The sequence below is a fragment of the Burkholderia sp. BCC0397 genome (genome assembly GCF_902832865.1).
Lineage (GTDB): Bacteria > Pseudomonadota > Gammaproteobacteria > Burkholderiales > Burkholderiaceae > Burkholderia.
The window spans coordinates 161,748-185,030 of sequence record NZ_CADFDL010000005.1 but is presented as its reverse complement, the minus strand read 5'-3'; the positions used below and the strand labels follow the sequence as shown (position 1 = coordinate 185,030).

12 protein-coding genes are annotated in these 23,283 nt (G+C 68.1%); 8 read left to right on the top strand and 4 right to left on the bottom strand.

Annotated elements, in window-relative coordinates; all coding sequences use genetic code 11:
- Positions 1 to 17: 17 nt before the first annotated feature.
- The 3 genes from HWX03_RS18285 to HWX03_RS18275 all read right to left on the bottom strand — a co-directional run bounded on the left by HWX03_RS18285 (position 18) and on the right by HWX03_RS18275 (position 1,397).
- Positions 18 to 299, bottom strand: coding sequence for a hypothetical protein (locus tag HWX03_RS18285; protein ID WP_174431093.1), 282 nt, complete (start codon positions 297 to 299; stop codon positions 18 to 20).
- A gap of 72 nt (positions 300 to 371) precedes the next feature.
- Positions 372 to 962: a hypothetical protein gene (locus tag HWX03_RS18280; protein WP_175872128.1), complete on the bottom strand. Its 591-nt coding sequence runs from the start codon at positions 960 to 962 to the stop codon at positions 372 to 374.
- Between the two features lie 111 nt (positions 963 to 1,073).
- Positions 1,074 to 1,397: a hypothetical protein gene (locus HWX03_RS18275; protein ID WP_175872127.1), complete on the bottom strand. Its 324-nt coding sequence runs from the start codon at positions 1,395 to 1,397 to the stop codon at positions 1,074 to 1,076.
- Positions 1,398 to 3,239: 1,842 nt separating this feature from the next.
- On the opposite strand from HWX03_RS18275, the gene HWX03_RS36945 reads away from it, so the two are divergent.
- Complete coding sequence (locus HWX03_RS36945) at positions 3,240 to 3,464, top strand: hypothetical protein (RefSeq protein WP_244132667.1); 225 nt, start codon at positions 3,240 to 3,242, stop codon at positions 3,462 to 3,464.
- 345 nt (positions 3,465 to 3,809) lie between these two features.
- On the opposite strand, the gene HWX03_RS18265 is transcribed toward HWX03_RS36945, so the two are convergent.
- Positions 3,810 to 4,733, bottom strand: coding sequence for an AraC family transcriptional regulator (locus HWX03_RS18265; protein ID WP_175821842.1), 924 nt, complete (start codon positions 4,731 to 4,733; stop codon positions 3,810 to 3,812).
- A 181-nt stretch (positions 4,734 to 4,914) separates the two neighbouring features.
- On the opposite strand from HWX03_RS18265, the gene HWX03_RS18260 reads away from it, so the two are divergent.
- The 7 genes from HWX03_RS18260 to HWX03_RS18230 all read left to right on the top strand — a co-directional run bounded on the left by HWX03_RS18260 (position 4,915) and on the right by HWX03_RS18230 (position 23,249).
- The gene (locus tag HWX03_RS18260) at positions 4,915 to 5,376 is read left to right on the top strand and encodes a (2Fe-2S)-binding protein (protein ID WP_174386814.1); all 462 of its coding nucleotides are present in this window, start codon (positions 4,915 to 4,917) and stop codon (positions 5,374 to 5,376) included.
- Between the two features lie 2 nt (positions 5,377 to 5,378).
- Positions 5,379 to 7,589, top strand: coding sequence for a xanthine dehydrogenase family protein molybdopterin-binding subunit (locus tag HWX03_RS18255; RefSeq protein ID WP_175872125.1), 2,211 nt, complete (start codon positions 5,379 to 5,381; stop codon positions 7,587 to 7,589).
- A gap of 445 nt (positions 7,590 to 8,034) precedes the next feature.
- A complete protein-coding gene (locus HWX03_RS18250; RefSeq protein ID WP_175872124.1) occupies positions 8,035 to 8,433 on the top strand; it encodes a winged helix-turn-helix domain-containing protein in 399 nt (132 codons plus the stop codon).
- A 392-nt stretch (positions 8,434 to 8,825) separates the two neighbouring features.
- Positions 8,826 to 9,980, top strand: a complete 1,155-nt coding sequence (gene sctQ, locus HWX03_RS18245) for a type III secretion system cytoplasmic ring protein SctQ (protein ID WP_175872123.1) — start codon at positions 8,826 to 8,828, stop codon at positions 9,978 to 9,980.
- A 3-nt stretch (positions 9,981 to 9,983) separates the two neighbouring features.
- Positions 9,984 to 10,658, top strand: a complete 675-nt coding sequence (gene sctR, locus HWX03_RS18240; protein ID WP_174391221.1) for a type III secretion system export apparatus subunit SctR — start codon at positions 9,984 to 9,986, stop codon at positions 10,656 to 10,658.
- On the top strand, positions 10,655 to 11,440 hold the full coding sequence (locus tag HWX03_RS18235; RefSeq protein ID WP_175872122.1) for a lytic transglycosylase domain-containing protein: 786 nt from the start codon (positions 10,655 to 10,657) through the stop codon (positions 11,438 to 11,440). Before sctR ends, HWX03_RS18235 begins: the two co-directional genes overlap by 4 nt.
- Positions 11,441 to 11,648: 208 nt before the next feature.
- Positions 11,649 to 23,249 carry an LWXIA domain-containing protein gene (locus tag HWX03_RS18230; RefSeq protein ID WP_175872121.1) on the top strand — a complete coding sequence of 3,867 codons (11,601 nt, stop codon included), beginning with the start codon at positions 11,649 to 11,651 and terminating at the stop codon, positions 23,247 to 23,249.
- The last annotated feature ends 34 nt before the right edge of the window (positions 23,250 to 23,283 follow it).

The window sequence follows — 23,283 nt, the reverse complement described above, 5'->3', positions numbered from 1 at the left end:
CCACCCAGGCAACCGTACTAATTCCCCTGAATGCCTTCAGTTTTTGCTGCTTCCCCGAACTGCTTCCAGCCGCTGCCCAGCTGGGACCACGAGCCGGCCGACATGCCCTGCCATTGCTGGGGGTTCGGTCCGCCGATGGCACTGCCCGACGAAAGCGTTTGTTGTTCTGACGGTTTGGTTGTCTGAGAAGGGTTGTTTGACGTCTGCATATTCGATTGCCCACCATCGGCAGCACGGTCAGCGCCATACGCCGTCAGGGACGCAAGCATCAGAGCGGCGGCAATCAGGTTCTGCTTCATGCCAACTCCTTACGTGACAACGATGCGGAAAAGAGACCAGCGTCGTTGGGAAACTGGTCCCCCCACACCTGACTAATGACTGCTCCCGGTCGCGCTCGAGTCGCCCTGGCTTCCGCCCGATGCGGACGGCGAACCGGCCGGACCGGTACTCCACACGGTCGACGCGTTGGTGTGATTCGAACCCGCGATCGCGCCCGACCCGCCACCGCCCGTCCACCCCACGGCACCCGCGTTGGCCATGCCGTGGTCGTTCGCGCCCGTGGCCGTGTAGTGGTTCGCGCCGAGTACGATCGTGGCGGTCACCCCTCCCGAAAGCGCATTCGCGTTCTCGTTCGTGCTGCCGTTTCCGGCGAACGAGCCTGCGGCACCGATACCGCCGCCTGCCGCGAACGCGCCCCCGTTCGTGCCCGAACCGCTGGCCGTCGAAGTCGAGTTGTGAAAAGCGGACGCCGTGCCGGCGGAGCCGGCGGGTGTCACGGTACTTCCTGCATTCGCGCCGGCCGTCGAAGTCGAATTGCTGGTATAGCTGCCGGAGCCGACCAGCACCGAACCGGAAACACCCGCCGCAACGGATTGCGTCTGGTTGGTCGTGGACGATCCGGCCGCCAACGCAGCGGACGAAATGACGGTGAGCGCCGTCGCTAACATGACTTTGGCTTTCATAGCAATTCCTTGCTGTGAGGAAGTTCGACGGTGGCGGAGCCGGGCCTGCCCTTGCGGGACAAAACCCGGCATCCGTACCGCCAGCCAATGACGAACGCTACGCGTCGCGGCTTAGTGGTGATACGTCCAGCCGGTCGAGCCCGCGTTCGCGCCGCTGCTGCCGCCTGCTTGTGCGCCGCCGAAGCCGAAGCCGCCGACCGTCGACGTTTGCGTGTGGTTCGTGTACGAGATCGAACCGCTGCTGCCGCCACCGGCCATTGCACCGGCTGCGCCGAGTGCCGAGCCGGAATCGGTTGCGGTGAAGTGGCCGAACCCGGCGACCCCGGCCATCGTCTGGCCACCGCTCGACGAATTGCTGCTCGACACCGTGCCGCTCGCTGCAAACGCTGCACCCGAAACCGCCAGAACTGCTGCTGCAATCAGAAGCTTCTTCATGGTGGACTCCATAACGGCGTGGAGAGAATCAGCATGGAAGATCGCACGCCATCAATCTTCCTGCCTCGAGCAATCCTTAAAAATAAGGATTACTATCAAATCAATAAATTATTGTTGGCTCATAAATTTGCTTTTTGTTTTTTTGGCCAACCGAAGTCTAGTTTTATGTTTTTAAGTTGTCCAAAATTTATGCGCAGGTGTTTTCTATTATTTTTATGAACATTAATATTTCTTCAAAACACCCTTGATTTAATCAACCGAAATGACGCACACATCTTTCCGGCTCGCTATTTTCAATACCCCGTCGAAAACCGATGCCGGCACTGGCAGCCGTTTCCGGAATTGAAAATGAGAGAATCTATTAACTACCGCAAAATGCAGCGCCCGCTCGACAAGCACCCTTCAGCCGGGCGACGACGAGCCTGCATTGCAGCCAGACGACATGCCTGCTCCCAGAGCTAACGAAGAAAGGCCTTCCGGATAACCCGGCCGACGCGCGTTCGATCTAATCCGGCCGGCGCCGGCACTGGCCCGGCGCGATCGAAACGGCTCTGCACGGTTGAAGAGGAATCGGCGCCACGCTGTCCGGCACGAACAGCGTGCCCCATCCGGGAACGCTGAATGAAGTCGAGCATCGCTGTCGCCGGGCTGTCGCGCGAAACGACAACCGCTCCAGCACGCGACGCCCGCGGAGGGCGGGAAATCTGCAAGGCGCTACCGACGACGCTGGCACTGCGTCGCAAGCGCTACCCCGATCGTGCCGACTACCCCTGTGGTGCGCTAGAAACGCGCGGATCAAGCCACTGCTTATAGTGTTCATCGCCGCTTCCCCGACTGGCTTGTGACGAACTGGCCGCCCCCACATCGTTGTTGCATCGTGTCGACCGCTCGCCGGTGCGTCCAATGTCGCAAACCGCATGCCATGCGATATTCCACCGAGCATTGCGTGCGGCGTATGGCCGTCAGGCCCGACCATTTCGCCAGGAACGGCATTTTTTGTTTCAGGAATGTATCGCGATAACGGGGCGCTCGCGGCAGCGATCCTTGAACAGCGTGACGCAATGCCATGATTTGACGGACGAATTCGGCGCGCCGGGCCTTGCCGGACGCCCCTGCGAACGGCTGTTTCAAACTTGAGAAGCGAACCTCGACTCACGGCTCGTGGTTCGCGCGTTTCCGCTGACAAACCGCGTGTTGCGGCATGCCGGCAGCCGTCCATTACCCCGGCGAACGGGGATCCAGTCGCTCGATGCTCCATGCCGAACAGCCACCGATACGGCAGAACACGGGTTCCCTCCGAAATACGAAACGAATTTGATTCATCCGTGAAAATACCCACACGATCATGCGGTGAAAAACCTTGCCATCCGGCACGCTGCGGCGCGCAATAATTAAAACAAATTTAAACGCGCGATCCCGACCAAAACGCGCTCGTCATTTTTTATTTCCATTCAACCAGCCTTTCACTCATGGAACTCCGACGAGCGATTCATTGAGACGTCTTCGACCAGTTGCCCGCTTGATTCTCATCACTGAAACATGTCGATTCAAAACAGATTTCACGTCGTCAATCTCGTAAAGGCCTGATTTATCGCGCGTTTCGTCGGCTCGAACCGTATCGATCCCGTGATCGCGGCGAGCGCTTCCCTGTCCCCACAATTCATGCGTGAAACACGAACGTGCATGCCGAACGGTCATCAAGCGGCCACGCCCGCATGCAGCGGGACTGCGTCATGCATGGCATGCCGATTGCCTGATGTCCGGCGCTCATCGAGCGGCACGCCACGGCACACGCAATACAGGCGGCGGCCCCTCGTCAATCTGCGTGTCGGGGAAAAGGCGATGAAGATCACCACCGATCGATCGATGCTTGCGTCGTTCGAGCATCAACGGGGTTGTCAGCGAAACCGGAGCGCCTGTCGCGGCGCTTCGTCGACATCGGCACATGCGGACCGGCGCCTGCCGAAGCGATGCCCGTGCAGCGGGATGGAACGCGTGCGCGACGCCGTCGAGCAAATCGACGTGTGGTTCCTCGAGATGCTCGACGAAGAAGAAAGCCATGAATGATGCTCGGTCGCCGCGCTGGAGCTCGGCTGACAGCCGGTGCTCGATATCGATATCGACGAAAACCTGCGTCGGACGCTCGACCCTTTCAGTCGCGAACCGTGGCACGAGCCAGCGCTGCGCAGGACCGGAACGGTCGCATGAAGGTGCTCGTGACACGGGGAGCGGGCAATATCGGCAGCCATCCGTGCAAGGCGCTCGCGAAAGCGGAACACGAGCCGTGTCGCATACGACAACCCCTCGCCCGGCCATTGCGACGCAGTCCGCAGTGGGCTTGTCGCGGCCGACATCCTCGACCGCAACGCGCTGTCGTCGCGAAATAACGATCGATGACCGGCCGGCCGCCCGTCAGCCGAGCAGCTCCTTCTTCCGCAGATGCACGACGTCGCGCATCGGCGGCGCGCCGAACAGCCGGCTATATTCGCGGCTGAACTGCGACGCACTTTCGTAGCCGACGACGGCCGCCACCGACCCGACGTCACCGCCCTGCCGCAGCAACAGCCGCCGGGCCTCGTGCAGCCGCAGCTGCTTCTGGTATTGCAGCGGGCTCAGCGTCGTCACGTGCTTGAAATGATGGTGCAGCGACGACACGCTCATGTTGACCGCCTGCGCGAGCGACTCGACGCGCATCGGCTCCGCGAAGTGATCGCGGATCCATTCGATCGCACGCGCGATCCGGTGCGTCTGGCTGCCCGCGATCGCCATGTGCCGCAACCGCGTGCCCTGCCCGCTCGTCATCAGCCGGTACAGCACTTCCTTCTCGATCAGCGGCGCGACGACCGCGATGTCGGCCGGCGTATCGAGCAGCCGCAGCAGCCGCAACGCCGCATCGAGCAGCGGCGGCGTCAGCTCCGCGAGCGCGATCCCCTCTCCTTCCGGGCCCGCGTCGGGCTCGGGCAGCCGCATCTCGGCCGCCAGCTCGACGATGCGCTGCGGATCGAGCGTCAGCGACAGGCACAGGTACGGTTCGTCCGCCGACGCACGCGTCACGCGCGAGAGGATCGGCAAGTCGATCGACGTAATCAGGCAATTGTGGGTGTCGTATTCATAAGCGTGGCCGGCCACGATCACGCGCTTCGCTCCCTGCGCGGCGATCACCAGCGCCGCGCGCGACACGGTGCAGCCGAGATCCACCGGCCGCGTGTGCCGATGCAGCATCAGGCCCGGCACGGCCGTCGAATGCGAGCCGTCCGCCGGCGCGAAACGGCTGATCAGCGACGCCAGTTCGCGCCGCCCGGATTCGCGCGACGCCACGATATCGGTCATGTCCATGACGCATCCTCGAATGATTTCCCGTGTCGCGCGAGCATAGCGAAACGGCTCGCGGCGTGCGGGGGATTTGCAGGATTGTTCAATAAATTTGCAGGATTGGGTAGACGCAAAAACCGATGCCTCGCGCACACTGCCGGCTAATCCGGCCCATGCCGGGTTTCCCCCCACGGAGACAATCAAAATGCCTACCTCGTTTGTCCTGAACGGCAAAAACGTCACGCTCGACGCCGATCCGTCGATGCCCGTCCTCTGGGCGATTCGCGAACACGCGGGACTGACCGGCACGAAATTCGGCTGCGGCATGGCGCAGTGCGGCGCGTGCACGGTGCATCTCGAAGGCCAGGCCGTCCGCTCGTGCGTGCTGCCGCTCGCCGGCATCGCGGGCAAGCACATCACGACGATCGAAGGCCTGCAGAGCAAGCCCGCGCAGGCCGTGCAGGCCGCATGGGTCAAGCTGCAGGTGCCGCAATGCGGCTACTGCCAGTCCGGCCAGGTCATGTCGGCCACCGCGTTGCTCGAACAGAATCCGAAGCCGACCGACGCGGACATCGACGCCGCGATGAACGGCAACCTCTGCCGCTGTGCGACCTACGCCCGCATCCGGGCCGCGATCCACGACGCGGCCGCGACGCTGGGAGCCTGACCATGACGATCGAACTCGACAACACCGATTCGGTGCGCCCGTCGCGCCGCACGTTCCTGAAGGCCGCGGGGGCTGCCGCCGCCGTCAGCCTGACCATCGGCTTCGACTGGGCCGGCCTCGGCCGCCGCGCGCTCGCCGCGACCGCGCCGGCCGGCGATTTCGCGCCGAACGCCTTCCTGCGCATCACGCCCGACGGCGCCGTCACGGTCATCGCTAAGCACGTCGAAATGGGCCAGGGCGCGTATACGGGCATTGCGACGATCGTCGCCGAGGAGCTCGACGCCGACTGGTCGAGCGTGCGCGTCGAAAGCGCGCCGGCCGATGCGAAGCGCTACGCGAACCTCGCGTTCGGCACGATGCAGGGCACGGGCGGCAGCTCGGCCATGTCGAACTCGTGGCAGCAATTGCGCGAAGCGGGCGGCAAGGCGCGCGCGATGCTCGTGTCGGCCGCGGCGGCCCGCTGGAAGGTGCCGGCCGCCGAGCTGACCACCGCCAACGGCGTCGTCACGCACACGAAGAGCGGCAAGACGGCCGCGTACGGCACGCTCGTCGCCGATGCGTCGAAGCTCCCCGTGCCCGACAAGGTCACGCTGAAGCAGCCGGCCGATTTCAAGCTGATCGGGCACCGGATTCCGCGCGTCGACGGGTCGTCGAAATCGAACGGCACCGCGCATTTCACGCTCGACACGACGTTTCCCGGCATGCGCGTCGCGCTGCTGCAGCGGCCGCCGCGCTTCGGCGCGACGGTGAAATCGTTCGATGCGACGGCCGCGAAGGCCGTGCCGGGCGTCGTCTCGGTCGTGCAGGTGCCGGGCGGCGTCGCGGTCGTCGCGACCGGCTTCTGGGCCGCGAAACAGGGCCGCGACGCGCTGAAGATCGACTGGGACGAAACGAAGGCGGAGAAGCGCGGCTCGGATGAGCTGATGCGCGAATACCGGCAACTCGCCGAGAAGCCGGGCACGTCGGCGCGCAAGGACGGCGATGCCGATGCGGCGATCGCCGGCGCGGCGCGCAAGATCAGCGCGACGTACGAATTTCCGTATCTCGCGCATGCGCCGATGGAGCCGCTCGACGCGGTCGTCAAGCTGACGGCCAACAGCTGCGAGATCTGGGCCGGCGACCAGTTCCAGACGGTCGACCAGGGCAACGCGGCCAGGACGGCCGGACTGAAACCCGAACAGGTGCGGATCCACACGCTGTATGCGGGCGGCAGCTTCGGCCGGCGCGCGAATGCGTGGTCGGATTACGTGGTCGAGGCCGTGTCGATCGCGAAGGCGCTCGGCGCGGATGGCAAGCCCGTCAAGCTGCAGTGGACGCGCGAGGACGACATCCAGGGCGGCTTCTACCGGCCGATGTACTTCCACAAGCTCGACGCGGGCCTGACCGCGGACGGCCGGCTGGTCGGCTGGCGCCATCGGATCGTCGGCCAGTCGATCCTCGCCGGCACGCCGTTCGAGGCATTCATGGTCAAGAACGGCGTCGACGCGACGTCGGTCGAGGGCGCCGCGAACCTGCCGTACGCGGTGCCGAACGTGTCGGTCGAGCTGACCACCACCCAGGTCGGCCTGCCGGTGCTGTGGTGGCGCGTGGTCGGCAGTTCGCACACGGCCTACGCGGTCGAGGCGTTCATCGACGAAGCCGCGCACGCGGCCGGCAAGGACCCGTATGCGTTCCGCCGCGACCTGCTCGCGAAGGAGCCGCGCATGCGCGCGGTGCTGGAGCTGGCCGCGCAAAAGGCCGGCTGGGATCCGGCCAAGCCGCTGCCGAAGGGCCGCGGGCGCGGGATCGCGGTGGCCGAGGCGTTCAAGAGCTATGTCGCGCAGGTGGCCGAGGTATCGGTCGACGCGGACGGCAAGGTGAAGGTCGAGCGCGTGGTGTGCGCGGTCGACTGCGGGATCGCGATCAATCCCGACATCGTCGCCGCGCAGATGGAAGGCGGCATCGGTTTCGGGCTCGGTGCGGCGATGCACAGCGCGATCACGCTGAAGGACGGCCGGGTCGAGCAGCGCAACTTCGACGGCTATCACGTGCTGCGGATGGCCGAGATGCCGAAGGTCGAGGTGCATATCGTGCCGTCGGCCGAGGCGCCGACCGGGGTCGGCGAGCCGGGTGTCGCGCCGGTCGGGCCGGCCGTGGCGAACGCGATCTTCGCGGCGACGGGCAAGCGGCATTACGTGCTGCCGTTCGATTCGGCGGATAGCGCGAAGGCTTGATGCGCCGGAACGCCGGCTGCGGGGCGAGGCATGCCCTGTGGCCGGCGTTTTTCCGATGCCGATGTAGGGTTCGATGTCGGCAAAAATCTTCGCCAACCGATTGATTCGAAAAGAAAACCCAGCAAACCCGGTAGGGTTCGATGTAGGGTTCGTTATCCGGCCGAAACCTCGTCCGCCCACCCCCCGAAGTCCGTACCTCCCCCACGTTACGTCGGACGTAACGCCCGTAACGTCGCGGCGCGATGCTACGTAACAATCCTTCAGCATTGCTCCGCCCCTTTCATCGATCGTCCGGCGTTTCCCGTTAAAAATTCTTTTAAATTCAAGGCTGCCGCGCCGTCCGCGCCGCTACCGCCGGCTGTTACCACCTGACGCGCCTCCCCCTGGCCCGGAAGTTGCAGCACAAGGCCCGCAAACACTCCTTTACGGACATGCGAGGGCCACCATGGATTGCAAATACCTGTACATCGACAACATAAAAATCAACTTCGTGCGCCGCACGATCGAAATCGACAACAAGGTCGTCGACGTTACGCCGCGCGAATTCGACGTCGTCGAATTCCTGCTCGACAACATGAACAAGATCGTGCCGCGGCAGGCAATCCAGGAAGCCGTGTGGGGTCGCGAGCTCGGCGTGTCGTCGCGCACGCTCGACACCCATATCTCGCGGATCCGCTCGAAGCTGCAGCTCGAACACGACAAGAACCTGCGGATCATCCCGATCTACGCGGTCGGCTATCGGCTGGTGCTGTTCGGTGCGGCGATGACGCACGTCGAACGCCACGACGCGGCGCCGATGCTGCGCATGGCGCCGCAGCCCGCGATGGCCGCCGACTACGCGTAACGCGTCACCGGCGCGCCGCCCGTTCGCGGCACGCCGGCAACGCTTCCCCCACCGCGCTGCGCGGATTCGCAGCACCTCGCGGCCTGCCAGCCGGATGCGGCCTGCACGCCGCCCGGCCCGCCAGCCAGTCGCGCCCCAACCGCCGCCTCCGGGCGGCGCTTGCTTTTGACCGCCAGCCGTCGCACCGCCCGCTTCATCGCGCTCCGCCGCAGTTCATCACGCTTCGTAGCGCCCCGCTCCCGCCGTCTCCGCGCGATGGGCGCGACTACGGATTCCGGCGCGGCACGCGGCTATCGCCGTCCCTACAATCGACGCAGCAGCCGCGCGCCCCTCGGCGCCGCCGGCCCCAGAACAACCCGTCGAACCAACGCCGAATCCGCCCCGATCCCGCCGTGCCTGCGCTGTTCCTGACGAATGCCGACGCCGGCGACGCCGCGAACCGGGCCATGCCCGCCGCTTCCCCGCCGCCCGCCGCCGCGCCGGCCGCGGTCGCGCTCGACGCGTCGCCCTACCTGCCGCGCCTGTCCGCCGCCGCCGCGCGCGGGCTGTCGCATGCATACGGCGCGACCGGCGCCGTCCCGGTCACGCTCGGCGAGCATGCATACGAGGTGCGCTGGCGCGTCGACGCCGAGCCGGCCGCCGATGCGCACGCGTACCGCTTCGTCGTCGGCCCGGCCGCCGGCACACTGTGGATCGACCCGCTCGCGGAAACCGAATGGCTCGGCGACGCGGCCGACCCGGCGGTCCCGGCCGTGATCCGCGCGGCGTTGCTCGCCGACCTGTGCGCGCCGCTCGCGGCCGTGCTGCAGGCGGCGACGCGGCAGCGTGTGGAACTGCTGCCGCCGCCCGACGGCGCGCCCGCCTGGCACGCCTCGCCGGCTGCGCTCCGGTTCGAGCTGCGGCGCGCCGACGGCGCATGGCGCTGCCACGGCGCGCTGCTGTTCGACGCGCAGGATGCGCTGGCCGTGTTCTTCGCGGCCGCGCCGGCCGCGCTCGCCGACGCGCGCGCGGCCTACGCGAGCCTGCCCGTGCCGCTCGTGTTCGAGATCGGCCGCACCGAGCTGACGGCGGCCGAGCTGGCCGACGTCGTCGGCGGCGACATCATCGCGATCGAGCGCTGGCAGGCGCACGAGCAGAACCTGCTGTGCGTCGCGCGGCTGCCGGCCGCGCCGGCGTGGGAGATCACCGGACGGCCGTCGGGCAACCGGCTGACCGTCGAACGAATCAGGGAGATGCCTTTGGAACCGACCCGCACCGACTCCGCGCCGCCGACGACGCACGACGCGCCACCCGCCGACGCGCCGCGCTCGCTCGACGGCCTCGCCGTCGACCTGCGCTTCGAGCTGCCGCCCACGTCGATGCCGCTCGGCGAACTGAGCGCGCTGCAGCCGGGCGCCGTGATCGAGCTGCAGCAAGGCATCAACCAGAGCGTGATCCATCTCGTCGCGAACGGGATGCTGATCGGCACCGGCCACCTGATCGCGGTCGGCCAGAAGCTCGGCGTGCGCGTCGTCACGCTGACGCAACCCGCGCCGCGCGAGCGCTGAACGATGGGCAACCTGCCGAATCCGGTCGCGCTGATCGCGGTGATCGCCGCGCTCGGCATCGCGCCGTTCGCGGCGCTGATGGTGACGAGCTACACGAAGCTGGTGGTCGTGCTCGGCCTGCTGCGCTCCGCACTCGGGATCCAGCAGGTGCCGCCGAACCTCGTGCTGAACGGCATCGCGCTGATCCTGTCGCTGTTCATCATGGCGCCCGTCGGGATGTCGATCCGCGACGCGCTGCAGGCGCATCACTTCGATGCGTCGGGGCAATTGTCGACTTCGGACATCGGCGTGCTCGCCGATGCCGCGCTGCCGCCGATCAAGGATTTCCTCGTGTCGCATACGCGGCAGCGCGACCGCGAATTCTTCGTGCGCACCGCGACGTCGGTGTGGCCGAAGAACCGCGCGGACGGCATCAAGGACGACGACCTGCTCGTGCTGGTGCCGAGCTTCACGCTCGCCGAACTGACGAAGGCGTTCCAGATCGGCTTCGTGATCTATATCGTGTTCATCGTCGTCGACCTGCTGGTCGCGAACATCCTGCTCGCGCTCGGGATGCAGATGATCTCGCCGACGACGATCTCGGTACCGTTCAAGCTGCTGCTGTTCGTCGCACTCGACGGCTGGTCGCTGCTCGTGCACGGGCTCGTGCTGTCGTACCGCGTGGCGGGTGCGGGATGAACGCGCGCCGCCTGCGGACATTCGCTGCGTGCCTGTGCGCGCTGGCCATGCTCGCGCTCGCATGCCTGCCGGCGCGCGTCGCGCAGGCGGCAGGCGGCGCCGGTTTCGCGCAACTGGCGCGCGCCTGCGCGCCGAACGTCGATCCCGCGACGCTCGCCGCGCTCGTGCGTACCGAGTCGGGTTTCAATCCGTATGCGATCGGCGTGGTCGGCGGGCACCTGACGCGCCAGCCCGCATCGCTCGACGAGGCGCGTGCGACCGCGCGCGAACTGTCGTCGCGCGGCTTCAGCTACAGCGTCGGCCTCGCGCAGGTGAACGAACGCAATTTCGCGAAATACGGGCTCGATGAAGCGACGATGTTCGAGCCGTGCCGCAACCTGCAGGCCGGCGGCGCGATCCTGACCGAATGCTTCGCGCGCTCGTCGGGCACCGGCCGCGCCACGCAGGCCGCGTTGCGCGCGGCGCTGTCGTGCTACTACAGCGGCAACTTCACGACCGGCTTCTCGAGCGGCTACGTGAGCCGCGTGGTCGCGAGCGCGCAGCGCAATGCGCGCGAAGGCGGCGTCGAACCGATTCCCGTCGTGAGCGACACGCCGCCGCCCGAGCGCCAGCGGCGCATGGCCGCGGCCGCCACGACGCCGCCCGAACGCGCGCGCCGCCTGCCGTCGGCCGCCGCGTCCGCCGATGCGCCGTCGTGCCATGCGCGCCCGGTGGTGATGATGTGCCGCGGGCTGCCGGCGAACCAGGCGAAGCGGCTCTGTGTGCGGTGTCTCGATCAGTGACGACGTGCGGCACGGGCCGCCGTGCGCTGATCGAACGCCCGGCCGTGCGCGCCTCGTAGCACGCGTCGCGCGCGTGTCCCGACCGCGCCGCCACGCTACGAAACAGCGGCATGCCGGCCGCGATGCGTCTCCTTACACTTGAAAGCTGGCGGCGCGGCATCCCGTGCGCCGGGTGCCCCGCGCGTCGCGCGGCTCAACGGAGACGAGCATGCTGTTGATCGACGGAATGGGACTGGGCGTCAACTGGCAGCGCTTCCTGTCGGAAACGCTGAATCCTGTCGTCGCGCCCCCGCCGCCATCGCCGCCGAAACAGGACGATCCGGCGGCCGGCCCCGCGAACCCGGTCACCGCCCCGCCGATTCCCGTCAACGCGTCGCTTTCCACCGATCCGTCGAAACCGACCAACGCGGAGATCGCCGACGCGACGTCGCTGATGCAGCGCATGGCCGCGCAATATACGGCGCCGCCGCCCGACATCACCGTCGAGAACGAGACGACGCAAGCCGTGCGGCAGGCGATCCAGGACGCGCAGACGAAATACGACGACGCGTCGAAATCGCTGCAGGGCGCGCAGAACGTGCTGCACGTGGTCAACCGCGATCCCGAATCGACGCCGGAAGCCCGCAAGGCCGCGCAGGCCGATTACGCGAAAGCGCGCACGGCGGCCGACACCGCCCAGCGCGAGCTGAACGTGACGACCGACGCCGGCTACACGATCCTGTACCGCGAACAGGCCGACGCCGACAAGCCGTCAGGCATCCAGATCGACGACGACGGCAAGGTGACGAACCCGGGCGACGCGCAGAACGCGGCCAACGACAAGCTCAAGGCGCTGCAGGCCACCTTTCCCGACCACGTGAACGACCCGCAGTGGGTACCGAAGCCGGGTGACTGCAAGACCCCGGAGCAATCGAAGCTTTACGACGACTGGAAAAGCGCCGACGCGCACGCGGCCGCCGGTACCGCGAAATACTTTTCGGATCTGTCGAACGCGTACCTCGCCCGTACGCAGCTCCGGTCGTACCTCGTCGATCCCGACTACAAGGCGGCACTCGACGCAGGCATCGGCCGGCTGAACACCGCGTTGGCGAAGCAGGATCTGCAGGTGAACCTGCCGGAGGCGCCCGAATCGCCGGAAGCCGCGCAAAAGGACGTCACGGCTGCGGCGAAATCGGCGAACCTCACGAACGCGGCGGTCGCTGCGGCCAACGACGCCATCGCGCTCGCGCAGGCACAGCAGAAATTCGACGTGGTCGCCGGCAGGCAGGGGACGGTGATCGTCGCGCCGAATTCGGCGTCGGACGCGAACGCCGCGCTCAAGCGCGCGCAGACGGCCGCGAACACGAGCGGCGGCTATCTGCAGATGCTGGCCACGCAGCAACGGGTCGACGGCGCACAGGACGACTGTGCGGTCGCCCAGCAGGCGTCCGACAAGTGGCACAAGGACAACCCGCCGCCGCCGCACCTGCCGCCCGTCGACGCGAAGGTCGATCTCGATCTCGCCGACGCGTACGCGAAGCTCTACAAGGCGAAACAGCAGGCGAGCATCGCGCACGACAGCTTCGTCGCCGCGTACGGTGCGACGCTCGCGCAGCAGTACGACGATCAGGCGTCGAAGATCAGCGCGCAGGTGAAGGCGCAGCAGCCGCTGCTGAAGCCGTTCTTCCAGCAACCGCCGCAATTGACGTCGACCGCCGCCGCGCAGCCGGGCCCGTCATCGTCGCTGTCGACGGCCGCCGGCGCCGCGCCGGGCACGAGCCCGTGGCTGCCCACGGCCTTCCCGGCCCCTGCGCCGACCGGCAAGGATGCCGCGTCGTCGCCGATCCTGCCGCTGACCGACCCGTCTCGATCGACGACGCCGCTGCCGGCTGCGCCGAGCGGCCCCACGCAGCTCGACGCCACGCGCCTGCAGGTGGTCGCCGGCGCGCTGCGGATGGCCAGCAACCGGCTGTCGGACGACGTCAATTCGCGTGCGGCCGACGCCGCCCTGAACAACGCACAGGGCGACGTCGACCAAGCCAAGCGCGCGCTCGCCGCCAAGCAGAAGCAGTACGACGAATGGGCCGCCGCCAACCCCGCGCCGGTGCGGCTGCGCACGCTGCCGGACGGCGATGTGATTCCCGCGCCATCGTATCGCCCGAACCTGTATCAATCCGAGCTGAACGACGCGCGGACCGCCGTCACGAAGGCGGAGAACGCCGTCGCGCAACTGAAGCTGCTGCGCGACACGTCGCGCCAGCAGGTGCTGCTCGATCAGTTCGACGCGGGCCTCGACGAGCGGCTGCGCTATGTCGACGAGAAGTCCGACGCGGCGGACGACTACAAGAAGGCGATGCACGACTTCTACGAAGCGCATCGCACCGAAATGTCGAACTCGATGCTCGACGCGGCGAGCCTGAGCACGCAGAACGGCGGCACGATCGCGTTCGGCTCGCTCAACGAAAACCAGCAGCGCAACCTGATCGGCGTCGCGCTCGGGCAACAGCCGGACGTGCCGGCCGATGCATCGTCGCCATCCGTATCGGCCGCCGACGATTCGACTGCGCGCTTCGTCGACAAGGACAAGCTGTCGGCGATCGACACCGTGCGCGACAAGCTGCTGTCGGTCGGCGGCGGCAAGGACACACGGATCAGCGTGCTGCCGATGGTGTATGCCGCGAAGGAAACCGGCACGATGACGAGCGCGCTGTTCAAGGTAACGGACCAGGACGGCAAAACGCACTACATCGACGAATCGGCCGGCAACTACGACAGCGTCGACGACTATCTCGACAGCAACCAGCTGTCGTCGGACGGCACAGTCGACATCCTGACCGGCCACAACGAGGACGGCTCGCAGCAGGTCGTGTCGAAGGCCGCGCACAACGACAGTACGTTCGACTCCGTGCTGAATTTCTTCACGGGCACCGACGTCAACGTGGGAATGCTGCTCGGCGGGATGGCGCTCGAGGTGATCGGCACGGCGCTCGACGGCACGGTGATCGGCGCGGCGATCGGCGTGCCGCTGAACATCATCGGCGCGGGGATGACCTACACGGCGATCGGTTCCGCGATGACGAAAGCGGGCCTCGATCTCGCCAACCGCGTCCAGCACGACCAGAGCATCAGTCCGTTCGACGCCGGCGCCCGCGCCGACTACATCAACCTCGTGCCGATGGCTGCCGGCGGCGCCGCGAAACTCGCAGGCACGAAGCTGTTCGAGCGCGCGGTCACGACGAAGGTCGCATCGGTGATCGCCAAGGGTGCGCAACGGACGGCGTTCGCGACCGGTATCGCCGGCGCCGGCGAGGCGTTCGTCGAATCCGGTGTCGACCTGTTGCAAGGCAATACGAAGGCGGCCGGCGAAGCGTTCGAATCCGGCGTCATCAATACCGCGCTGATGGGCGCGGGGGTCGCGAAGCAACGCGCGGTCACGGGCATCCGCACCCGCACCGGACGGCCGATTGCCGCGCATACGACGGATGGCAACGTCGTCAAGGTCGATGACCAGACGATCGGCCAAATCCTGAACAGGGACGGCGCCGCGTCGCTGTCGGCCGGCCGTACACGTGCGACGCTCGACGGCGAGGCCGTGAAGGTCGCGCCCAACGGCGTACTGATGGTCGGCGACAAGGTGCTGACCTACGAAGACCAGCCGATCCGCGTGCTCGACAAGGCGTCGGCGAAGCGGATGCCGCCCGGCAAGTCGGTGGTGCTCGGCCAGGACGGCACGCTGTCCGTCGTGTCGGCTTCACCGAAAGCCTGGACCCACGGCACGCGGGTCGACAGCGTGACGGACACCGGCGAGCGCATGACGTTCGCCCCGGACGGCGCCATCGGCACGACGTCGAACATCGTCGCGAAATCGCGGCTCGACAGGCTGGACGAGGTCATCGACCAAGGCAAGGACCTGCACCACCAGTTGCGTGACGCCGCGGCGAGGGAGGCGCGCCGCGTCCAGCAGGCCGCCGCCGAAGGCGAAAGCGCGAATGCGGCACACGATGCCCACAGTACGCAGCGCACGAGCGAGGCGCGCGTGCAGGCCGACCGGCAGCACGACGACGTCGACGCGGACCGCACGACGGCCACCCGCAGCGCCGCCGCGCGCGCCGCCGATATCGACGAACCGGCCGGCGCCGGCTCGCGCACGCAGCCGGACGGCACGCCGCCGCGCGTCAATGTGCGGGTCGTCGACCTGACGGACGAAGCGCCCGCCACCCGGCCGGCGACATCCGACCCGGCCGGCATCGCAGTGCCGCGCGGGCCGAGCGTCGAGCCGATGCAGGTCGGCGAGCGCACGGTCTATCTCGTGCGCAACGGCGCGGCACACGATCCGGGCGCGCCTGCCCCGCGTCCGCAGAATCTTGACGAACCCGTGATCGTCGTCGCCGGCGAGCACGACGCGGCACTCGCGCCCGAGCTGGCGAACCGCTGGCAGAAACCCGTCTACGCGGCCGCGCCCGACGCATTCGGCGCCGATGGACAGTTGCGCGCCGACGCGCGGGTGCTGCGCTTCGATCCGGAGCCGGAAACGGTGGCGACGGAAAACGGCCCTTCCGCAGCCGGCTCGGCCGCGGCCGAAGAAGCATCGCCGGCGTCGGCGCACCCCGCTGCGCCCGACGAAACGGTGATCGTGCTCGCCGGCAAGCGCGGCCCGAACGAGCCGGCGATGCCGCGCGCGGCCGCGACGCCCGAACCCGTCACCGCGCACGACGGCCTATTCAGCGCGCCGAACCGCGTGCTCGTGGTGGTCACGCCGGACCACCCCGTCACGGCCAAAGCAGCGGCCGAACCCGCAGTGGCGCGCGGGTCGGCCGTCGCCGCTCGGGGCGACGAGACGCCCGCCGAAGCCGCCCGCGGCAAGACCGTCGGCACACATGCCGGCGAAGAACGCCCGCCCGCGCCGACCGACGATCCGGCGCGCGCGGCACCCGCGGACACACCCGGCGCCGCGCCGCCCGATTACGCCACCCCGCATCCCGGCTGGATCACGCGGATGCAGATGCGCCTGGGCGGCGCACCGCTGCCGGAAGCCGTACAAGCGCTCGCGATGCAGTCGGGCACGCTCGCGACGCAGTTGCGCATGCTGCAGGACGCCGGCTGGCGCGTGACGATCGGCAAGCGCGGCCGCGGCAGCCACGTCGATACGCGCAAGCGCCGCGTGACGATCGACGGCGGCCTCCGCGATGCCGGCAGCATCACGTACGTGCTCGCGCGCGAATCGCGCAAGGCCGTCGAAGCGATGGCCGGCGTACTGGACCACGACTACGGGCAGCGCGGCGGCTTCACGCGCAAGGCGCTCGAGGCCGAGGCACGCGCGCAGATCAGCGCGTTCGAGGCCCGCTACGAAATCAAGCTGACAAGCGGCACCGACATTGCCGCACACCTCGTTCACCCGGACGCCATCGCGCGCGAGGGCGCGAACTGGCGCGGACGGTCGCACGACTACGCAGGCACGGTCGACCGGCTGGCGAGCACGCTGGGCGGCGTGCATACGTCGGGCGCGGACGGGCCGACCTATCGCGCGTTCTACAACGACGCGTGGTCGCGCCAGAAGGGGCGCGGCGGTATGCCGCGCCGGATGCCCGCGCCGCGGATGGACGAAACCGGCACCGCCCCGCGCGGTGTCGCCCGCTTCGATGCGCGCGTCGCCTGGAGTCGCGCGCATGCCGAGATCGCGTCGCCGTACCGCGCGGGCGAGCGCCCCGATGCGGCCGAGCTTGCCGCCGCGCGCACGCGTCATTTCACGATCGATCCCGAACGCCGCGTGGTCGTGCTGCACGCCGACACGCGCGCGGACGGCACCTTGCTCGTCGACGGCCAGCCGGTCAGCGCGCACGAATACCTGCTCGAGATGGCGCCGCCGTTCGTGGTGCAGGAAGGCTATGCGATCGTGCTCGCCGCGAAGCACGACGGCGCCGCGCATGCGGCGCGGCTCGCGAACCTGTGGCAACGGCCCGTGTATGCGGCGCCCGCGGAGGCGGTCGGCGCGCACGGCGCGCTGCTCGATACCGGCACATTCCATCGTCTCGATCCGGCGCCCGCCGCGCCGCACGATCTCGGCCCGCTGAACGCCGACCCGCTCGGCGTCTATGCGCACGGCGACCGCAACACGCGCGTCGACGTCGCACACGAAGCCGGCGAACTGCTCGGCGCCGGCGGCGAAAAAACCGTATTCGCGCTCGGCGACGACGCCGCGCTCGGCATCTACGATCGCCACGCACACCCGGAATCCGGTCACGTACGCGCGGCTGTCGACGAACGGCTCGCGCTCGGCGATCTGCGTTCGTACGGATTGCAGACGGTCACGATGAGCGGCCCGTTCTCGGTGCTCGGCCGCGTCGGCGTCCTGTACCGCCCGCTCGGCGTCCTGCATACGCACACGATGGTCGCGACCGGCGCGCTGCCGCGCGTCGTCACGCGGGCCGCACTGGAACACGTCCGGAAGATTCGCGCGGTCGTCGAACGCGAAGGCCTCGCGTTCGACCTGCAGGGCATCTTTACGCGCAAGGGCGACTTCCTGCTGAGCGATCCCGGCCCGGTGTCGCGCGACCCGATCGAACACCTGCACACGCTCGAGAAACTCACCGAACTCGAACGGCTGCTCACGCACGGCCTCGAACAGGGCGACATCGCGATCGCGCGCCCGGTCATCGCCGACACGCTGCCGCCCGATGCGTTCGTTCAAAAGCCGTCCGTCATCACGCAGATCCGGATGCGGTTCGGCGGCGCGCCGCTGTCGAAGGAAGCGCTCGCGCTCGTCGACCGCTCGACGCTGCTGAGCGGGCAGCTGGCGCAGGCGCAGGCCGCCGGCTGGAAAGTCGTGGTCGGCCGGCCCGGGCGCGGCAGCCGGATCGATACGGACAAGCAGCGCATCGTGCTCGACGGCCGGATGCGCCACACCGGTACGCTCGTGTACGCGCTCGCGCATGAAGCGCAGCATGCGGTCGATGCGATCGCCGGACGCCTGCTGCTCGACGGCGCGCCCGGCGACACGCTGGTCGATCGCGCGCTGATGGCCGAAGCGCGTGCGCAGGCGAACGCGTTCGCGGTGCGCCGCGAGCTCATCGACGACATGGGCATCGACATCTCGCAGGATGTCCTTCTGCCCGACGGGATCGCGCGCGAAGCCGACCGCGTGATGCCCGGCGACGAAGCCGGCTTGCGCCGGCTCGCGGATGCATTCGGCGACGTCGAGCCGTCGGTGCCCGGCTACGCGACCTATCGCGACTACTACGCGAGCCAGATCGCGCGCATGCAGGCCGGCGGCGTACCGCGCGAAATGGCCGCGCCGGCCTCCCCGGCGCATCGACCGGCGCGCGGGCTCGCCGCTCGCAAGGCCGCCAAGCGCGAACAGCGCGCGCTCGATCTGCTCGCGTCGCACGGCAGGCGCGACCTGCTGCGCGTCGACGGCGACCAGCTCGACAGCATCGACGCGATGAAGGCCGCGTTCGGCACCGACGCGCATGTGCTGATCGCGCTGCGCACCGACCGCCCCGCCGACCAGCGCGACGCGATCCACCCGCGGCCCGAATTCATCGCAAGCTTCCGGACCAACGCACAGGGCAGGTTCGTCGACAAGACGGCGGCATCGGCCGATATCGATCCGCAGCGGTTGCAGGACGCGTTTCTCGCACTGAAGGACAAAGGCGCCGCGAGCCGCGGGGATTACGATTACTACGTGTCGCCCGTCACGCTCGCCGAGTTGCGCAAATTCGGCGGCGCCGCGCGTGTCGACGCGTATTTCGGCGAACGCCGCGCGTGGGACGTCGAGCCGTCGGACACGGGGGTCGACGCGGAAGTCGTCGCGAACGTGAGTCAGCTCGACAGCGCGCCGCGCTTCACGCGGCCGAAACCGGCGGCACGGCATGCGCGCACCGATCCCGGTGCGGACACCACCGTCTATGCGATCGAACGCGAGACCGGCAAGATGCTCGGCTATGCGACGCTCGAGAACGGGGAATGGACGTACGTCGAAACGACGGAGCTCGGCAACGCGGAGATCCAGTCGCGCGAACTCGCCGCCGCATTCCGGCGCCGCTGCTGGATGCTGCCCGGCGGGCGGCGCGGCGTGCGTTTCGTCGTCGCGAACGTCAAGCACGACGTCGTCGAAAGCTACGGCGGCTTCGCGCCGGCCAAGATGCGCCGCCCGATCAGCAAGCCGAAGACGCCGCTGTCGAAGCCGGACGTGTACGTGCAGCGCTTGCTCGGGAGCACACATCCATCGCTGCGGCGCCAGAACCGCGCGGCGGCCGAGGCGGACCTGCCCGACATTCTCCCGACGACGGCGGACAGCGCGCTCGACTTCAACGCGCACCACGCGGACGAGCTGAAACGCGCGCTCGAGATGGGCAAGATTCCCGACGGACACTACGTGTACGTGTACGACCACGAAGGCACGGTCACCGATGTGCTGACCGGGTCGCCGACCGGCCTCATCGCGGTGGAGAACGGCACGGTGCGCTGGTACGACGACGTCGGCCAGTTCCGCGATCCGGACAATCCCGGCCTGCCGCTGGAGCGGGCGACGATCGGCCGCGGGCCGTATGGCGGCAATCAGCATTTCCTGCTGTCCAAGCTCACCCCCGACGTGTTCGCGCCGCGCGCCGCCGCGCTCAAGGCGGCCGCGCTGCAAGCCGCGCAGCCGGCAGCAGCAGCAGCGCCCTCGCCCGCTGCGCGCCCAAGCGGCACAGGCCCGCAAGCGGGCAAAGGCGGCAAGGCCGGCCGAAAAGGTCGCAAAGGCAAGCAGGCCGCGCGCGGCGGCCAGCAAACGCAGCCGGCCGCCGCACCGGCCAGGCCGACCGCCGCGCCTGCCGCGCCGCCCCCGAAGCCGATCGTGCTCAAGCCGTTCCAGCCCGCGTACGTATCGGGCGCGATCGTCGAATCGGTCACGCGCTACGGCAACGCGAAGATCGCCGATTTCGCGTCGACGCTCGAGCGTCTCACCGAATGGGGCAAGCGCGACGCGGGGCGCAAGGAAGGCAACGGCCTCACGTTCACCGACGCGCCGAAGGCCATCCTCGCCGATGCCGTGCTGGCGAAGAAGATCTTCGGGACGCTGCACATGTGGCGTGAAGCATCGAGCCTGCACCCGCACGGCGCTTTCACGCGCGTCCCCGCCGAGCGCAATCTGGTCATGCGGGGCGCGCAATGGATCGGCGCCGCGCGCAGCACGGATAGAAAACTGATCAGGCAATACGTGAGGCTGGCCACGCAGGCCGATCTCGCCGACCGCTTCGTCCCGATGTCGCGCTCGTTCTCGCTGCGCGACGATCCCGAGCAGATGAAGCGCTACATCAAGCGGTATGGCGGCGCGCTGCCGGCCGTCGCGCTGGAGGTCGATCCGTATTCGCTCGCCGCCGCGATGGGCGCGCTGCAGGATCCGGGGTTCATCCAGCGCGCCAAACGCTTCGGCGATCCGTCCGGCGCGCGCTACGACGACGAGACGGCGACGCTCACGCGCACGGACGCCGACGGCACGCAGCACACGCTCGAACTCGACGATCTCGCCCACTTGCACAAGTGGCTCACGGCGGCCTCGGAATACGGCTTCCTGCTGCGCATCGAAGCCGCCCCGTCGCGGCCCCGCGTGTCGCTGGAAGACGGCCATGCGATGGCCGGCACGAACAACGGCTACGCGGAAATGCGGCGCATCGGCGAGGCGCTCGAAGGGTGGGCGGCGCAGAACGGCGGCAAACCCTCACCGCTCGTGCTGCTGACCTTCCACGGTTCGGACGCCGTGCTCGAGCCGGTGCCGGGCGAAGGCCACGTCGCGTTGCTCGACGCGATCCTGAGCCGCAAGCAGCTCGACTGGGTGCATGTCGGCCTGTCGTGGGGCACGCACGGCGACGACTTCATCGCGAATGCGGACCTGACGCGCGCCTTGGCGGCGAAGATCGCCGACTACAAGAAAAACGCCCCTGAAAAATTCGCGCGACTGCACGGCGGCGATGCGCTGACGCGCGTGTTCGAACCGGTCGGCGCGCAGGACTTCGCGAACCAGCAGCGATTCCTGTTCTCGGAAATCGAGCGCATCGCGAAAAAGGTGCACCAGATGTCCGACGCCGAGATCGCGGAACTACGCGACGCGCTGTACGAAGGCAACACGTCGACGCTGCTGAATCTGGCACGCCGGGCGACGAACGAGACGTCGCAAACGCGATGGAACGACAAGGCGCCCCACAACCGGCTCGCCAAGCGGGCTCACGAGGCCGGCAAGAAATGGCTCGACCGCTATCGCGGCAGCGTTCCCGAGCGTCCGTCGCTTGCATCGGTATCGGCGGCCGACAGTCACGAATACTGGAAGGACGTCACCGGCCAGAAAGCGCTGCAGTATGACGCGTCGCTGCCGATCGGCGCCGCACGCAAGGCCATCGCGCAGCCGGATACGCCGAGCGCCACGATGGACGAGGCCAGCGCACGGCTCAACGCGCTGCGTGTGCACCGACTGTCGAAAGAGCCGGCCGACCTGCGCAAGGCGAAGATCGCGGGCGGGATCGTCCTCGGCACATCCAGCCTGATCGGCCTGGGCGCCTGGGTGCATCGGCTGGACACGACCGCACTGGGTAACGCATCGTCGTCGTTTTCGCTCGCGTCGCGTCTCGGACGCGTGTTCCAGGTGATGCATCAGGGCGCCATCCGCAGCCTCCAGTCGGGCGACCCGAGGGCCGCGGTGGCGGCCCTCACGAGCCTCGGCACCACGCTCGCGCGCCAGTTCAACTCCACGACGCATGACTACGGCGCGCATCGGCTCGCTCAGCTGGAGTCCGCGGTACGCCATGCGCAGGCAAAGGCGACGCAATACGTCGAGCAATACCAGCAGGGGACGATGAGCTTCGACGACGCGAAGACGAACATCACCGCGCTCGCCGAGGACGTGCTCACGCAAATGCAGGGGTTCGTCGGCGGCACGTCGCTGCAGCAACTGCATGCGGGCAATCCGCGCAGCACGCTGGGCATCACGGCGCGCGCGGGCATGACCGTCGCGTCGGTTGCGACGGTCGCGACCGGATTCCTCAAGCTCTTCCATCCGGCCCACCCGCTCACGGCACTCGACGTCACGACGGGCTGGACGGCCATCGCCAGCGGCGTGATCGGCACCGCCTACGCCGGTACGTCGCTCCTGATGGTGTCGCGACGCGTGAACGCGGACAAACGCAGCCGCGTCGTGCGCCTGCTCGATTCGACGGGCGACTTCACGTCGGTCGCGCTCGGCGGACTCTCCACTGTGTCTCAATGGCAACAGGGCGACTACAATCTCGCGATCGCAACCGGCACCATGACCTCGCTGCTGCTCGCCGGCCGGCTCAATACGCACTTCCCGAACGCGACGCCGTTCGTCAAGAAGATCCCGACCGCGGTGATCATGATTCCGGTCGCCGCCTACGGCTACAAGTTCGTCATCGGCATCGCGCCCGTGATCGGCGGGGTAATCAACTGGCTTTTCGGCGGCGGATCATCGCAGTCGAACGTCGCGCCGGGCGCATCGTCGAGTGCTTCGCCCAGTGCATCGCCAAGCGCGTCGCCGTCGCCGTCGACGACCGCCTCGCCGTCCCAGCCGCAACCGTCGCCAGGCACGCCGTCGAGCCCGCCGTCACCGTCGAACACCGCGCAGCCCTATATCGTCGTCGACGGCGATTCGCTGTGGGTGATCGCGGATCAGCATCGCCAATCGCTGCTCGACGCCGCGCATGTATCGCGTGCCGACCAGCAGGCGATGACGCGCGGCGAGCAGGATGCGCGTGCGCTGAACGAGATCCTGCAGCTCAATCCGTCGGCCGCGCGCGATCCCGCGCACTTGCCGATCGGCACGCCGCTCGTGGTCGGATGACGGTCGGCCCGCCGCGCATCACGGGCGGCGGGCA

Coding starts and splice junctions, on each gene's coding strand:
- HWX03_RS18260 (WP_174386814.1), top strand. CDS start 4,915: ATGCCTACCTCGTTTGTCCTGAACGGCAAAAACGTCACGCTCGACGCC.
- HWX03_RS18250 (WP_175872124.1), top strand. CDS start 8,035: ATGGATTGCAAATACCTGTACATCGACAACATAAAAATCAACTTCGTG.
- HWX03_RS18265 (WP_175821842.1), bottom strand. CDS start 4,733: ATGGACATGACCGATATCGTGGCGTCGCGCGAATCCGGGCGGCGCGAA.
- HWX03_RS36945 (WP_244132667.1), top strand. CDS start 3,240: ATGAAGATCACCACCGATCGATCGATGCTTGCGTCGTTCGAGCATCAA.
- HWX03_RS18280 (WP_175872128.1), bottom strand. CDS start 962: ATGAAAGCCAAAGTCATGTTAGCGACGGCGCTCACCGTCATTTCGTCC.
- HWX03_RS18275 (WP_175872127.1), bottom strand. CDS start 1,397: ATGAAGAAGCTTCTGATTGCAGCAGCAGTTCTGGCGGTTTCGGGTGCA.
- HWX03_RS18235 (WP_175872122.1), top strand. CDS start 10,655: ATGAACGCGCGCCGCCTGCGGACATTCGCTGCGTGCCTGTGCGCGCTG.
- HWX03_RS18230 (WP_175872121.1), top strand. CDS start 11,649: ATGCTGTTGATCGACGGAATGGGACTGGGCGTCAACTGGCAGCGCTTC.
- HWX03_RS18255 (WP_175872125.1), top strand. CDS start 5,379: ATGACGATCGAACTCGACAACACCGATTCGGTGCGCCCGTCGCGCCGC.
- sctR (WP_174391221.1), top strand. CDS start 9,984: ATGGGCAACCTGCCGAATCCGGTCGCGCTGATCGCGGTGATCGCCGCG.
- HWX03_RS18285 (WP_174431093.1), bottom strand. CDS start 299: ATGAAGCAGAACCTGATTGCCGCCGCTCTGATGCTTGCGTCCCTGACG.